This window comes from Neisseria sp. HMSC064E01, assembly GCF_001808875.1.
In the GTDB taxonomy this organism is placed as follows: Bacteria; Pseudomonadota; Gammaproteobacteria; order Burkholderiales; family Neisseriaceae; genus Neisseria; species Neisseria sicca_A.
This window is the reverse complement of sequence record NZ_KV794967.1, coordinates 39,016-53,667: the sequence shown is the minus strand read 5'-3', so window position 1 is coordinate 53,667 and position 14,652 is coordinate 39,016. Positions and strand designations below refer to the sequence as shown.

Annotated in this window: 13 protein-coding genes and 1 pseudogene; 5 read left to right on the top strand and 9 right to left on the bottom strand. The window is 51.2% G+C overall.

Going from position 1 to position 14,652, the window contains the following annotated elements; all coding sequences use genetic code 11:
* From HMPREF2572_RS11155 to HMPREF2572_RS11145, 3 genes and pseudogenes are all read left to right on the top strand, one after another.
* Positions 1-570, top strand: a pseudogene (locus tag HMPREF2572_RS11155) (zonular occludens toxin family protein); the annotation flags it as partial.
* Positions 567-758 (top strand): hypothetical protein, encoded by a 192-nt coding sequence (locus tag HMPREF2572_RS14415; protein WP_148132343.1) that lies wholly within the window; start codon positions 567-569, stop codon positions 756-758. The pseudogene HMPREF2572_RS11155 and the gene HMPREF2572_RS14415, both read left to right, overlap by 4 nt.
* Before the next feature lie 369 nt (positions 759-1,127).
* Positions 1,128-2,084 carry an IS110 family RNA-guided transposase gene (locus tag HMPREF2572_RS11145; protein ID WP_070498679.1) on the top strand — a complete coding sequence of 319 codons (957 nt, stop codon included), beginning with the start codon at positions 1,128-1,130 and terminating at the stop codon, positions 2,082-2,084.
* 159 nt (positions 2,085-2,243) lie between these two features.
* Here the strand turns inward: HMPREF2572_RS11145 and tsaD are convergent, their stop codons facing one another.
* From tsaD to rng, 5 genes are all read right to left on the bottom strand, one after another.
* Complete coding sequence (tsaD, locus tag HMPREF2572_RS11140) at positions 2,244-3,305, bottom strand: tRNA (adenosine(37)-N6)-threonylcarbamoyltransferase complex transferase subunit TsaD (protein ID WP_070498677.1); 1,062 nt, start codon at positions 3,303-3,305, stop codon at positions 2,244-2,246.
* Between the two features lie 143 nt (positions 3,306-3,448).
* Positions 3,449-5,545, bottom strand: a complete 2,097-nt coding sequence (locus tag HMPREF2572_RS11135) for a TonB-dependent receptor plug domain-containing protein (RefSeq protein WP_070498674.1) — start codon at positions 5,543-5,545, stop codon at positions 3,449-3,451.
* A 361-nt stretch (positions 5,546-5,906) separates the two neighbouring features.
* Complete coding sequence (locus HMPREF2572_RS11130) at positions 5,907-7,241, bottom strand: ATP-binding protein (RefSeq protein WP_070498672.1); 1,335 nt, start codon at positions 7,239-7,241, stop codon at positions 5,907-5,909.
* Positions 7,242-7,315: 74 nt separating this feature from the next.
* Positions 7,316-7,987: a response regulator gene (locus HMPREF2572_RS11125; RefSeq protein WP_070498670.1), complete on the bottom strand. Its 672-nt coding sequence runs from the start codon at positions 7,985-7,987 to the stop codon at positions 7,316-7,318.
* 391 nt (positions 7,988-8,378) lie between these two features.
* A complete protein-coding gene (gene rng / locus HMPREF2572_RS11120) occupies positions 8,379-9,872 on the bottom strand; it encodes a ribonuclease G (RefSeq protein WP_070498667.1) in 1,494 nt (497 codons plus the stop codon).
* A 332-nt stretch (positions 9,873-10,204) separates the two neighbouring features.
* Between rng and grxC the strand changes: the two genes are divergently transcribed.
* On the top strand, positions 10,205-10,462 hold the full coding sequence (gene grxC / locus HMPREF2572_RS11115) for a glutaredoxin 3 (protein WP_003741129.1): 258 nt from the start codon (positions 10,205-10,207) through the stop codon (positions 10,460-10,462).
* A gap of 25 nt (positions 10,463-10,487) precedes the next feature.
* Positions 10,488-10,922, top strand: a complete 435-nt coding sequence (secB, locus tag HMPREF2572_RS11110; protein ID WP_003755109.1) for a protein-export chaperone SecB — start codon at positions 10,488-10,490, stop codon at positions 10,920-10,922.
* Between the two features lie 891 nt (positions 10,923-11,813).
* Here the strand turns inward: secB and HMPREF2572_RS11105 are convergent.
* The 4 genes from HMPREF2572_RS11105 to HMPREF2572_RS11090 form a co-directional block, all read right to left on the bottom strand.
* Positions 11,814-12,683, bottom strand: a complete 870-nt coding sequence (locus HMPREF2572_RS11105) for a lipid A biosynthesis lauroyl acyltransferase (protein WP_070498665.1) — start codon at positions 12,681-12,683, stop codon at positions 11,814-11,816.
* A gap of 176 nt (positions 12,684-12,859) precedes the next feature.
* Positions 12,860-13,330 carry a YchJ family protein gene (locus tag HMPREF2572_RS11100; protein ID WP_070498662.1) on the bottom strand — a complete coding sequence of 157 codons (471 nt, stop codon included), beginning with the start codon at positions 13,328-13,330 and terminating at the stop codon, positions 12,860-12,862.
* A gap of 54 nt (positions 13,331-13,384) precedes the next feature.
* Positions 13,385-13,885 (bottom strand): GNAT family N-acetyltransferase, encoded by a 501-nt coding sequence (locus HMPREF2572_RS11095; RefSeq protein ID WP_070498660.1) that lies wholly within the window; start codon positions 13,883-13,885, stop codon positions 13,385-13,387.
* An 18-nt stretch (positions 13,886-13,903) separates the two neighbouring features.
* Positions 13,904-14,440, bottom strand: a complete 537-nt coding sequence (locus HMPREF2572_RS11090) for an isochorismatase family protein (protein WP_070498657.1) — start codon at positions 14,438-14,440, stop codon at positions 13,904-13,906.
* Positions 14,441-14,652: the final 212 nt, after the last annotated feature.

The window sequence follows — 14,652 nt, the reverse complement described above, 5'->3', positions numbered from 1 at the left end:
TATGGCGTTTGGTCGTTTACTGGATTTTGGGGCAAATTTTCAGGCGAAGGAGAAAAGGCGAAGACGGCAAGTACGACACAAACCGCCCAAGCACAAACGCAGCCGTCAGCCGTATCGGCAAGTGAGCCTGTATCAAACGGACAGTATCCCAAAGCCGAAACAAAACCCGAAGAACCAAAGAAACCACATTTGAGCGAAGAAGACTATCAGCCCCGTATCGCAGAGCGTCCTGAAACCGCCCCGATATACGACGGCATGAATAAAGCAGTTAAAGTCATGCCGTGGCCTGCCGCCTGTATAAAAGCAGAAAACCGCTGCACATGTTACACCGACCAAGGCACGAAGATTAAAGACATCGGCAAACAAACCTGTCTGAACTACGTCAAAGACGGCTTACCGTTTAATCCATACAAAACGCAGACGGCAGAAGCTGCAAAACCGACGCAGACCGCATACACTCCCGACGCCCCGCAGGTCTTGACAATGGGCGGTGCCAGCCCGCAAAATTTGATGTATGACGGATACAACGATAAAGCCTTGACGAATCAGGGCGGGAAAATTGGATTATGAGCACATTAGATTTAATAAGGTTTATAACATCTCCTTTAGTTTGGTTTATTATTGGTTGGTATTCTAGTAGGTCTAACACTGATAGAGGGGCAAAGGCTGGCTTTATTACAGGTTTTAAAATATTTATAGGTTTTTTAGTTTTTGAATTGTCATTAATAGGAATTTATTACTTATCAGTGAATAATTAAGATACCTTTTCCCCTATCAATGAAGCCCAAAGGCGTAATTGATAGGGGAAAAGGTATCCACGGGGTGCGGGAACTCCCGCTTTTTTGAATTTCAGCAATTTTATGTCTTCCGGCGACGTCTAAAAATTCAAAAATAGTCAAAAATCAGATCAACCGGAAGCAATAAAATGCCAAAGCCAAAACCCGCAAACCGTTTTAAAAAAGACGGTTTGCGGGTTTTTGTTTATGCGCAAAACAGAAGCCCGGGCGGTTTAGGCAGCAAATCGACCAAAGTTAAAAACTGGGAAAAAGAAATGCCGAACCGTCCGACCGTCCTAAAGATTGAATATCATCATAGCCATAACAGGCTGAATAAATAAGGAAAATGCAATGAATGTAATAGGATTGGATATTTCAAAAGACACCATAGACGTAACATTGATTACGGCCAAAGGCGAAATGGACTATATAAAAATCGGAAATAGTCATGAAGGTTTTGAAAAACTGATTGGCTGGATAAAGACCAAGCGAGTTAGAAAAATCGTCATAAGCATGGAAGCAACAGGTGTTTATTATGAACAAGCTGCCGAATACTTGAGCGCGGTCTATACCGTTTATGTTATCAATCCCCTCAAAATTAAAGATTACGCAAAAAGCCAGTTCAGCCATACCAAAACAGACAAAGCAGATTCAAAGCTGATAGCCGATTATGCAAAAAGGCATTTAGATAAATTGACACCGTTTAGGCCGTCTGAAAATCCAATGTTGTATAAACTGATAAACCTGCTTCAGCAACTCAAGCAACAAAAGCATGAAAGCCAAAATAGGCTGCATACCGCAAAAGACCCGTTCATAAGGTCGACCCACGAAACAATCATTCTGCTGCTATCAAAGAAAATAGACGAAACCTCCAAAAGAATAGAAAGCACGATTAAGCAGCAAAAAAGCTTGAATACCGAATATCAGAACCTGCAAACAATACCCGCCATAGGAAAAGATACCGCTGCAATTCTGCTTAGACACCTGACGGATAAAACCTTTAGAACCGCAAACCAATTCGTATCATTCGCCGGATTAAGTCCCAAAATTGAACAATCTGGTAGCAGCGTGAATAAAAAAGGTAGATTGAGCAGATACGGACATCGACAACTAAAACGGGCATTGTTTATGCCTGCTTTAGTTGCCTATCGGATAAACGCATTTCCGCAACTGGTCAAAAACTTGGAAGCGGCCAAAAAACCGAAAATGGTCGTCATCGTTGCCATAATGCGTAAACTCGCAAAAATAGCCTACTACATCCATAAGACACAAAAGCCGTTTGACAAAGCGCGTCATCAGACGGTTTAACATAAACATACAAAACAAAACGGCTGCAAAAAACAGCCGTGTATTGTTGTACCTGACATAAATGCAATAACTAAATAATCAATAAAAACAGCAAGATATAATAATATCCTAATTTAATATTTGACATTGCAATATATCATCTTTTTCTTTGCTTAAACACTACTTCACAATATCCGACAGCGGCCAGCGCGGTTTGACGTTGAACGCGCCCGCGGGCTGCCGCTCCTGCAACCTCATTGCGCCGGCGAAGGCAATCATTGCGCCGTTGTCGGTGCAGTATTCCATGGGCGGGAAGCAGACTTTGATTTTTTCTTCCTTAGGCTTGGGTTTGCCTTTTTCAGACGGCTTTTTGACGCTCAGGCGGGAAAATTCGTCGCGCAGCTTCCAGTTCGCACCGACGCCGCCCGCGACGACCAAGGTTCTGAAGCCGGTATCCAATAAGGCTTTTTTGGCTTTGGCGGCGAGAACGTCAATCACTGCGTCCTGAAACGCGCGGCAGATGTCGTTGCGCGTTTGTTCGGGAATTTCGCCGCCGTTTTCGGCACGGACTTTTTCGACGGCGGTCAGCACGGCAGTTTTCAAACCGGAGAAGCTCATCTGCAAATCGTGCGAATGGAGCATGGGGCGCGGGAACGCAAAGGCGTCGGGGTTGCCCAGCTTCGCCAGTTCGGACAGCTTCGCGCCGCCGGGGTAGGGCAGCCCCAAGAGTTTGGCGGTTTTGTCGAATGCTTCGCCCGCCGCGTCATCGACGCTTTCGCCCATCAGCGTGTAATCGCCGATGCCGCGTACTGCCATAAACTGCGTATGCCCGCCCGAAACCAGCAGGGCGACGAACGGAAATTCGGGTTTGTCGTCCGCCAAAAGCGGGGAGAGCAAATGGCCTTCGAGATGGTGGATGGGGATGACGGGTTTGTTCAAGGCAAACGCAAGAGCGTTGGCGTAGCCCGAGCCTGCCAGAAGCGCGCCGCCCAAGCCAGGCCCTTGGGTGTAGGCGACGGCATCGATATCGTCGTAGGAAACGCCTGCTTCCTGCAAACAGCCCTGCGTCAGCGGCACGACGCGGCGGATATGGTCGCGGCTGGCAAGTTCGGGGACAACGCCGCCGTATTCAGCGTGCATCGCCATTTGGGTGTGAAGATGGTGCGCCAACAGGCCGCGTTCGGTGTCGTAAAGCGCAACGCCCGTTTCATCGCAGGATGATTCGATTCCGAGTACCAACATGGTTTGAGGTCGTCTGAAAATAAGGATGCGGTATTTTAACGGATTTCGGGCCGTGTTCGCAGTTCATTGCAGGTTTGCTATAACGAAAAGGTCGTCTGAAACCCAAAAATCAGGTTTCAGACGACCTTTTGCCAATGCTTTTATCAGAAGCGGTAATTCACGCCCAAGGCGAACTCGCGACCGCGTTCGTAGAAGGGTACGCGTCCGTTGCCGTTGGGGAAGCGTTGACTGTGTGAACGGTATTGTTTGTTGCCGATGTTGTTGACGGCGAAGTTGACGTTCAGGTTGTCTTTTTTCAGCGGCTGCCAGTTGGCGTAGATGTCGTGTACGCCGTAGCCGGCTTTCTTGCCGTGTATCGTGCCTTGTCCGCGGGCGACGTCGGTGTATTTCACGCTTTGGGCGTAGCGGCCGCGCCAGCCGATTTCGAGTTTGGGGTTTTCAAACTGGTAAGACAGGCCGGTCAGCCATTGGCGGCCCGTGTTCCAAAAGGTGAACGAGCTTTCGTGGTCTTCCGCTTGAATCGGGTTTTCGCCGTAGTACATTTCGCCGTTCAGACGCGGTTTGACGTAGGATACGCCGGCGCGCGCGGTCAGGCCGCCCCAGCGGTAGGATGCGTCAAGTTCGTAGCCGTAGGTTTTGAGCGTGCCGCCGTTGTAAATCTTGCCGCGTTCGGTGATGGAGGCGGTGTTGTTGTTGATTTTTGCCCAACGATAAACGATGAGGTCTTTGATGCGTTGGTGGAACACGCTGCCGCTGACGTTGAAGTTGTCGTTGCGCCATTTGAAGCCGAGTTCGGCGCGGCGGGCGGTTTCGGCTTTGAGCTTGCTGTCCAAATCGGCGGCGGCGCCTGCGCGTTCGTTAGCCAAGAGGGCTTCGTTCAGGCGGGGCGCGCGGCTTGCCTGATTGAGGTTTGCCAAGAGGGAGAAGTTGTCGTTGATGTCCCAAATCGCGCTGATACTGGGGTTGAGCTGACCGTGCGACGCGCTTTGTTTGCTGGCGGCGTTGTATTTGAAATGGTCGTAACGCAGGCCGGTGGTCAGGGTAACGGGGTTCAGGTTCCAAATGCCTTCCGCGTACACGCCGTATTCGGCTTTCTTCTCTTTGTCGCGGTCATACAAACCGAGAATTTTCAACCACGCGCCTTTGTCGGACGGCTCGGAGGTTTCGTGGCGGTAGTTGACGCCGTATTTCACCATGTGCCCGTCGCCGAAGGAGCTGGCGAGGTTCAGATTCGCGCCGGTCGCTTTGATTTTGCTCAACTCAAGCTTGCCGATGGGAACGCCGCCTTGCGCCGTGCCGGAAGCTTGGGCTTTCGGGGAAGGCGCGCCTTTAGGCGGCTTGGTGTCGTCGGTGTTGATTTGGAAGACGTTGGCGTCGATTTTGTCGATAAAGCCGACGTTGCGGCCACGGTATTCCAGATTGTAGGTCTGCTCTTTTTGATAAGTGCCGTCCACGCCGATGTAGCTGTCAACGTTTTGGAACTCGGCTTTGTCAGTGCGGTTGCCTTTTTGGTATTCCTGACGGTAGGTCAGGCGGATGCCGTGGTCGTCGTTGAAGTCGTAGCCGAGTTTGGCGAGGTAGCTGTGCTGTTTCAGACGACTGCCGCGGTTGACATTGCCGTTGCCGTCTTTGTAGTCGCGGTTGTTGAGGAAGTTGCCTGCAAACAGGGCATCGAAGCCGTTTTGATAGCCGTAAACTGCCGCGTTGCCGGTTGAGCCTTTATTGCTGCTCAAGCCCGCGCCGAGTTTGAAACCGAAAGGTTTGCCGTCGGTCAGCAGGTCTTTCGCGTCAACCGTCGTTACGCGGATGGTGCCGCCGACCGCGCCCAAGCCCGCGCTCGCCGCGCCTGTGCCTTTTTCGACGTTGATGCTTTTCACCAAAGCGGGGTCAAGCTGGAAGCGGCTTTGGTGGTGGAAGATTTTGGTGGATTGGCTGGTGCCGTCCACTTCCAGATTAATCTTGTCTTCGCCGACGCCGCGGATGCTGTAAAACTGCGCCACGCCGTTGCCGCCGCCGACGTCCATACCGATTTGGTCTTTCATGACTTGTTTCAAATCGGTCGAAGTTTCGCGGTCAAGCTGGTTGCGGGTAACGCGGGTCGGTACGGCAGTACCGGTAACGACAACTTCTTTCAGTTCGGCAGTCGCTTCGGGGCGAACGTTGTCTGCATGGGCAAAACCTGAAGACAGCGCCAGCACCATCATGCTGAAACGGAAGGCGGGGGAATGGGGGGATTTCATATTCTTCCTCTCGATGGGTTTTGACGGGTTACGTTAATTTGAGAGTGCGTATTCTAATATTAATTGATAATGATTTGCAAGAAATATCATTTATTAAGAGAACGTTAATCATATAGTCATAATTTCAGAGATTGGGATTTGCTGATGTGTTTTAGCCAAACTTGATGGCAGGCGGATTTCTAGAGTGCGGGCGATAGGGATAATACTTGGCGCGCCGTCGTTTGAATGGGGCGGAAAGATTGGAGGGGAGGGGAAACCTATTTTTTGAGTGAATATTTGTTGTGATGCAAATGCTTAGATAAAAAAAGGGGGATAGAAAAAGGTCGTCTGAAAACGGATTTCAGACGACCTTCTTGTTTGTTTAGTCTGCCTGGAGAAGCTGTTTGTTGAGTTCCGCTTGTATCAGCAGGCCGTGGGCGAAGTTGCGGCTGTCGGCGAGGATGAGTTTGCCGCCGTAGCGTTTGGCGATGGCGTCGGCGATGGAGAGTCCGAGTCCGGTGCCTTGTTGTTCTGTACCGAGTATGCGGTAGAAGGCGTCGGTTACGCGGCTGCGTTCGGCGGCGGGGATGCCGGGACCGTCGTCTTCCACCCAGATGGTGAGGGTGGTCGGGGTCTCGCTGAAACCTATGTCGATGCGGCCGCCTGCGGGGGTGTAGCGGATGGCGTTGTCGGTGAAGGTTTTGATGAGGGTGTAGATTTCGGTGTCGTCGGCTCGGATGCACAGGTCGTTTTCAACGGCGACGCCGATGTCTTGCTGTTTGTTAAGGGCAAGGGGCATGAGTTCTTGCAGCACGCGGCGGAACTGGGCTTGCAGGCTAATGTCGGTCAGGTTGCGTTGGGTTTCGGAGCCTTGGGCGCGGGCGTGGGTCAGGAGTTGCTCGAGCAGGTGGCGGTTGCGCTGTATGCTTTGGAGGATGAGTCCGGTCTGTTCGCGGGCTTCATCCGATTGGGGCAGCTTGGTGAGCCGTTCTGCCTGAAGGGAGAGGGCGGTCAGGGGGCTGCGCAGTTCGTGGGCGGCATCGGCGATGAAGCGTTGCTGGCGGCGGATGTTTTCGCCTGTACGTTGCAGCAGTTGGTTGATGGCGGTAACGAAGCCTTGTATTTCGCTGGGCACGCCTTCTCCGTCCAGCGGCGAGAGGTCGTCTGAACGGCGTTGTCCGAGGGAGGCGGAAAGGGTCTTAACGGGACGCATGGCGCGGTAGGTGATCCATACGGTCAGCAGGATCATGAGGGGCAGGGCGATAAGCAGCGGGAGGACGCTTTGGTAGGCGGCGGTGGCTGCGAGGTCGTCGCGGTATTCGGTTTCTTGGAGTACGGCGATTTTGCCTTGCGGGGTTTGGCGGATGTAGGCGCGGTATTCGTCGTCGTCATCATCGTCATCGTCGTCATCAACGCTGCCTTTGATGGTGTGGAATCCTTCGCCGAGTGTGTCGGACAGGGGGACGGTGTCTTCTCGTCCGAATGTTTGGATGAGGATGTGGTTTTCGCTGCCTATTTGTGTGTAGTCGGTGGTTTTGGGGTTGATGTAGGCAGCGGTTTGGCGCAACAGGTCGTCCTGAAGCTCTTCGGCTTCATGGTAGGTTTGGTAATAGGAGAACGCGCCTGCGATGATGGACAAAGGCAGGAACATCAGTATCAGGGCGATGCTGATACGGACTTGTAGGGATTGTTTGAGGGTCTGGATGAAGTGATGCATAGTGTGTTTGGCGAGGCTGTTTTAGGTTTTGTTATTAATTATGGCATGGGCGGGCGGATACGCGGATTGAGGTTTCAGACGACCTCTTTTGCGACCAGCCAGCCTACGCCGCGTACGTTTTGGATGTGTTCTTTGCCGAGCTTTTTCCGTAAGGCGTGGATGAGGAAATCGACGGCGTTGCTTTCGACCTCTTCGCCCCAGCCGTAGATTTTGTCTTCAAGGTCGCTGCGGGAAAGGATGATGCCGGGGCGCATCATCAGGGCTTGGAGGACGGCAAATTCTTTGTTGCTCAGGAGGACGGGTTTGTCTTCTCCTTTGACTTCGACTTGGTAGGTGGCGGGGTTGAGGGTAAGTGCGCCGTTGGTCAGCAGAGTTTGGCTGTGGCCGCTGTGGCGGCGCAGGACGGCGCGCATACGGGCTTGCAGCTCCGCCATGTCGAAGGGTTTGACGATGTAGTCGTCGGCGCCGCCGTCCAGTCCGTTGAGGCGGCTGTGGAGGTCGTCGCGGGCGGTTACGATGAGGACGGGGGTTTTGCTGCCTTCGTGTCGGATTTGGGTGAGAACGTCCAATCCGTCTTTGCCGGGCAGTCCGAGGTCGAGCAGCAGCAAGTCGTAGTTCTGCGCCTGAAGGGCAGTGGAAACTTGGCTGCCGTTTTTGACCCAATCGACCGCGTAGCCGCTGTCTTTGAGGTTGGCAGCTACGGCTTGGGCAATCATGTGGTCGTCTTCTGCAAGCAATACGCGCATGGTGTTCTCCTTAATTAATGGGAGGATAGCAGGGGAAAATTAGGAAGGGTTTAGCGGGAGGTCGTCTGAAAGGGGTAGCTGGTTTTCAGACGACCTTTTTGTTGTTTTTCCCGCACTTTATCGGTTTTCCTTCGGCGTGGGTTCTGCTTAATATAGTGGATTAACTTTAAATCAGGACAAGGCGACGAAGCCGCAGATAGTACATCAGGACAAGGCGACGAAGCCGCAGACAGTACAGATAGTACGGCAAGGCAACGCCGTACTGGTTTAAAGTTAATCCACTATATGTTGGACATTTTTTTCTAAAGGAATACTGCACTTGAATGGTCTGCCAATCTTGCCAAAAGGTCGTCTGAAAACCCCGATTCCGTTTTCAGACGACCTTTTGTCTTTACAGCAACACAATATCGTATTGTTCCTGCGTGTAAGCGGTTTCGACTGCCAGCGAAATCGGTTTGCCGATAAAGTCGATGAGCATCGCCAGCGATTGCGACTCTTCGTCGAGGAAGAGGTCGATGACGTTGGGCGCGGCGAGGATGCGGAAGGACTGCACGTCGTAACGGCGGGCTTCACGGACGATTTCGCGCTGGATTTCGTAACAGATGGTCTGCGGCGTTTTCAGACGACCCCTGCCTTGGCAGGACGGGCAGGGTTCGCAGAGGATTTGGCTGAGGTTTTCACGCGAACGTTTGCGCGTCAATTCGACCAAACCCAAGCTGGTGAAACCGTTGAGGGTAACGCGGGTGCGGTCGAAGGCGAGAGCTTTGGCAAGCTCTTGCAACACGGCTTCGCGATGCGCTTCCTGCGCCATGTCGATGAAGTCGATGATGATGATGCCGCCGAGGTTACGCAGTCTTAATTCGCGGGCGATGGTGTGGCAGGCTTCGAGGTTGGTGCGGAAGATGGTTTCGTCGAAATTGCGTGCGCCGACGAAGCCGCCGGTGTTCACGTCTATCGTGGTCATGGCTTCGGTGGACTCGATGATCAGGTAGCTGCCGAAGTTGAGGTTGACGCGCGGTTGCAGGGCGCGGCTGATTTCCTGCTCGACGTTGTGGGTTTCAAACAGCGGGCGTTCGCCTTTAAACAACTCTATCCTGCCCAATGCGCCATGGACGTATTGCTCGGCGAAGCGGGTCATGCGGCGGTGGTTTTCGGTTGAATCGACCAGAATTTTTTGCGTGTCGAGGCTGAACATGTCGCGCAACACGCGCAGGCTCAAAGGCAAATCCTGATAAAGCAGGGTTTCCGGCGGCTGGATTTTTGCTTGTTCTTGAATGTGTTCCCACACTTTGGTCAGGTAGTGGATGTCGGACTGAAGCTGCTCGTCGGTGGCGTTTTCGGCGTTGGTGCGGATGATGTAGCCGTGGCACGCGTCTTCGGGCAATAGATTAGTCAGGCGTTCGCGCAGGCTGTTGCGTTCGGCATCGTCTTCGATGCGCTGGGAAATACCGATGTGGTCTTCCTGCGGAAGGTGGACGAGGAAACGCCCGGCCAGCGAAATTTGAGTGGAAAGGCGCGCGCCTTTGGTGTTGATCGGGTCTTTGATGACCTGCACCAAAACCGACTGCCCTTCAAACAGCATATGCTCGATACGTTGGGTTTCGTCGGGGTTGCGGCGTTGTTCGAGAACATCGACGATGTGCAGAAACGCGGCGCGTTCCAAACCGATGTCGATGAACGCACTCTGCATGCCGGGCAACACGCGGCGCACCACGCCCAGATAAATATTGCCGACCAGACTATGGCCGCTGTTGCGCTCTATATGCAGCTCGCAGATATTGTTTTCTTCCAACACTGCCACGCGCGTTTCCTGCGGGGTGATGTTGACGAGCACGGTTTCGGGCGGACGGACGGCGTCCTTCGGGATGGGGATTCCTGAAAGCATGGTTTTAGTTCCTAATTTTTAATAAGAAAAATAGTAGATTAAATTTGAACCAGACTGATGCTGCCCAAACCTGAAAATAATCGGCTGATTGTGTTGCTGTTCTGACTCAAATTTAATCTACCACCCGCTTGCCGTCGGTTTCGTGGAAAACAAATGACAAAAGCGGTTCGGATTGCCGTTTATCATACTTTAAAAACGGCGTTTTGGCACATGGGCGGCAGGCAGCCCTCACGCCCCGAAAACAAAGATTCAGGCAAAATAGCCGATTTCAAGTATTGTAAAATAAACCATATGCCCATATAGTGAACCCCATTAGAACTCTGAAAACAATCATGCAAACCGTTACGATGTACACAGGCGCGTTCTGCCCCTACTGCACCATGGCTAAAAAGCTGCTGCATTCGCTGGGCGTCGCCGAAATCAACGAAATCCGCGTCGACCGCAGCCCCGAAGCCTTTGCTGAAATGCAGCAGCTTTCAGGGCAGCGCAGCATACCGCAAATTTTCATCGGCGATACCCACGTCGGCGGTTTTACCGATTTGTACGGCCTGCACCGCGAAGGCAGGCTGGATTCTTTATTAAACCCGTAACTTTAAACCCAACTAGGAAAACAAAATGAGCGAAGAATTGCAACCCGTATTCAGCATCGAACGCCTGTTCGTCAAAGACCTGTCTTTGGAAGTGCCCAACGCCCCCCAAATCTTCTTGGAACAAGGCGAGCCTGAAGTCGATATGCGCGTTTCCACCAACAGCGAGAAGCTGGAAGACGGCTACTACAACGTTGACGTAACCGTTACTGTAACCGCCAAACTCAACGCCGAACGCACTATGTTCCTCAACGAAGTGACTCAAAGCGGCATCTTCCGTCTGGAAAACATCCCTGAAGAAGACGTTCAATTGCTCTTAGGCGTAGCCTGCCCGAACATCCTCTTCCCTTACGCACGCGAAGCCATTTCCACCAGCGTAACCCGCGCCGGCTTCCCGCCCGTACTGCTCGCTCCGATCAACTTCGAAGCCATGTACCAGCAACAACAAGAAGGCAACGCATAATCCGCATTCCCCGTTTGTTCAAAGGTCGTCTGAAAAATGTTTCAGACGACTTTTTTTATATGGCGGATGCTAATAACAAGATGCTCAGATTATCCGTTGTTTACGCTTGAGAAGAGGGGAGATGGAGGATGGGGATTTTCTGGTTTTGTTCGCTATAAACCTTTATTGACCCGATAAAGCGAATGAACAAAAAAAGGAGGCAATCCCCCACAGGATTGCCCCAATACCTCAAATCAGAGATTTACGCTTCACAAACAATACAGGCTTTCGCCTGCGGCTTTACCTGCACGGCTCAACTCCGTGCGGGTAAACTTTTGTTCCGAGGGAGTGAGTCTCAGAACATCCACTTGCAAGCTGAAGGGCTTGCAGTAGGAAACTGGAGTATCAAATCTGTCAGTACGTCTGTAATTTGATGTAACGAAATTTACGCGAAATTTTTGGGTTTGCCAAGAGGTTTATATTATTTTTTTATGTAAAATATATATTTATAATATTTCAATATTTATTTAAATTTTAAAATATAATTCTGATTGGTTAAATTTTTAATGAATATAAAATAAATATTTTCGAAAATTTGAAATTATATTCTTTATGGGTTAGTCTGTATAATTAATTCTTTTAAAATGTTATTTTATAACACTTTGATTTTAAATAAAATTAAATTTAATATGTTAATCAAAATTTTGCATCATATTTATGTTTTACGGGAAATGACGCGATTTTTTCGTATGTTGAACGTCTAATAAACCTGAATATCCAGTTTAACCAAAGAGTTAATGTGAAAAATTCTCAATTAAAAATTTGTTACTATCGTTGCTAATTTTCGATTTAATAGAAATAATAAAAGCCCGTATATGACGGGCTTTGTTTTTTGATGTAACTGTATGTAATTCAATAAAATCCCTGTTCGCCTTCGGGGCGGGTTTTGAAGCGTTTGTGCAGCCAGAAATACTGTTCGGGATTTTCCCTTGCCCGTGCTTCGATAAAATCGTTCATGCGTTGGGTATCGGCTACAACGTCGTCTGAAGGGAAGTTTTCCCATGCAGGATAAAAGCGCAGCGTAACGGTGTTGTCGGCATTGCGCGTGGGGATGGCGGGGATGACTTTGGCTTTGGTCATGCCGGCGATGCGGCTCAAGCCTGAAATTGTGGCGGTGGGAATGCCGAAGAAGTTGACGAAGATGGAGTCGTTGCGGCCGAAATCCTGGTCGGGCAGGTAAAGGAAGGGGGCGTCGCTTTTGCGCAGTTGCTTGATAATCGCGCGCAGGCCTTCGGTGCGGCCGATGAGGAAGACGTTGTTGTAGCGGTGGCGGCCTTTGAGGATTTGTTCGTCTAACGCTTTGTTTTTTTGGTGCGAATACATGCTGGTCAGCGGCACGTCCTGATTAAGGGTGTAAACCGCCATTTCAAATGCGGTGAAATGCGGATAAAGCAGGATGACTTTTTCGCCCGCCGCGAGCGCGTTATCAAGATGGTGTTTGTCTTGATAATGCACGAGTTTGCGCAGCCTGTCGGCGGGCGCGTACCAATACAGGCCGTATTCGAACATCAGCTTCGCCATGTGCTGAAAATGGCGTTTGAGCACGGCTTTTCGTTGGTCTTCGCTCCATTCGGGAAAGCATTTTTTGAGGTTGGTTTCGCCGACTTTTCGGCGCGGTTTGACGGCGTAATAGGCAAGGATGCCCACTGCGTCGGCGATTTTGTGTATGGCCTTGAAGGGCAGGAGCTGGATGAGGTAGAGGAGGAAAAAGGCGGCTTTCATGTCGTCTGTTGAGGAATGGGGCGGGAAAAAGGGAATTATAACGGAAAGGTCTGTTTTTCAGGCGGATTGAGATGGGGAAGAGGGAAGGATTGGCAGCATTTTAGAAACTGGTGTGTTCAGGAGACACAGCCTGTCCGCAAGCATGGTTTTAAATTTGCCTGCGGATGGTCGGTTTGTTATTTGAAGAAACGGCCGCAGCAGGCTTTGAATTTTTTGTGCGAACCGCAGATGCAGTCGTGTTTCATGCCGGGCAAGGGCGTGGTTGGGTCGATGAAATACCAGCGGTTGTCGATTTTGACGAAGGCGGATAGCTCGTGATGGCACGCGGTTTCTTGACCGTCTTGAAAATAGGCTTTGAATTCGACTTGGGCATGTTGTTTGCCGACATTGGCGTGTTGCATGACTTCCAAACCCTGCCAATGGGTCGTCTGACTCCATGCCAGCATATCGGCTTGATCGAGCTGGTGTTGCTGGGAAGGGACAGTCGTTTCAACAATATAGGCGATATCGTGCAAAACATAGGCGCTGTATCTGGAGCGCATCAGCTGTTCGGCGGTTTGCGGCAGGCTTTCGCGGCGGTGGAACGGGGCACAGCAGTCGTTATAAGGTTTTCCTGGTGAACAGGGGCAGGTTTGGGGAGCGGTCATTTTGGTTTGGGCTAAGTGGTGTTTGGAAAAGGTTTGCGGTTTGGTTGTCGGGACTCAACCGACTAATTTTTTACCTAAGATAACGACGTCGGCTTGTTGTTCTCCTAAGTCGCATACGCCGGGCAATCGCCCCCATTCCGTAAAGCCGAACTGGTGAAACAGGTGCAGGCTGGGGTAGTTGTGTCCGAAGATGACTGCCAATATGTTTTTAATGCCCAAGGACGGCGCGCGTTCGAGCACATTTTGCAGAAGGATTTTGCCCACGCCGATACCGCGCGCGTCATGGCGGACATAGAGGCTGATTTCTGCGCTGATGTGATAGGCATGGCGCGGGTAGTAGTCGCTGAGGCTGCACCAAGCTAAAACCGTGCCTTCGTGATTTTTCAATACATACAGAGGCCGCTTGCCGCCGTGTGCGTCGAACCAAGATTCGCGTTCGGCAACGCTGACGGGCATCAGGTCGGCGGTGGATTGGCGGGCGGCTATGGTGCTGTTGTAAATCTCGACAATGTCGGGCAGATCGGTTTTGGCGGCTTCGGTGATGGTGTATTGCATTCAGACGACCTTAACAGACTATTGAATCAGTTTGGAAACGGTTTTGAAGGCAGGGTGGCGGGCGTCGCCCAACAATTGGAACAAAATGCTTTCCACATTGGAAACGGTGGCGCGGGCTTCGCGTATTTGCGCCAGTCCGTTTTCTTTGTTTGCTGGGGAGCGGGATGTCGTACATTCAAAGGGAACGTAAACATTGAAACCTTCCAAGCGCAAATCCAATACGGTTTGCAACATACAAATATGGGTTTCTGCACCGATTAAGATGATGTTTTGAACGGCTGCCTGCGTCAAAATCGTGTGCGTTTCGGGGGAGAGGGCGGAGAAACGGGTTTTTTCGATAAAAGGCGTAATTTCGGGCAGCAGCAGCGATACGGCGGGAACGGTTTTGCCCAAGCCTTTCGGATATTGCTCGGTTACGGCAAACGGGACGCCTAAGGCATGAAGCCCCTGTATCAGGATACGGCTGTGGTGCAGCATATCGTCTTTGTCGTGCAGGGCGGGGAGGAGGCGTTCTTGGATGTCGATAATCAGACACAGGGTGTTTTCGGAAGTCATAAATATTCCTTTCGCGCCAAGTGGAGGGTGTGTTCCATTATAGCGAAAGCCGCTGCGTCTGTAATGGCTGCGGTTTTTGCGGGCGCGTTTTCATTTGGTACAGGATGGTAAAGTCGCAGATGGCAAGGTGCGGCTTGGGTTTGAAGCGAATCTGCCGTTATAGTGGATTAACTTTAAATTAGGACAAGGCGACGAAGCCGCAGACAGTACAG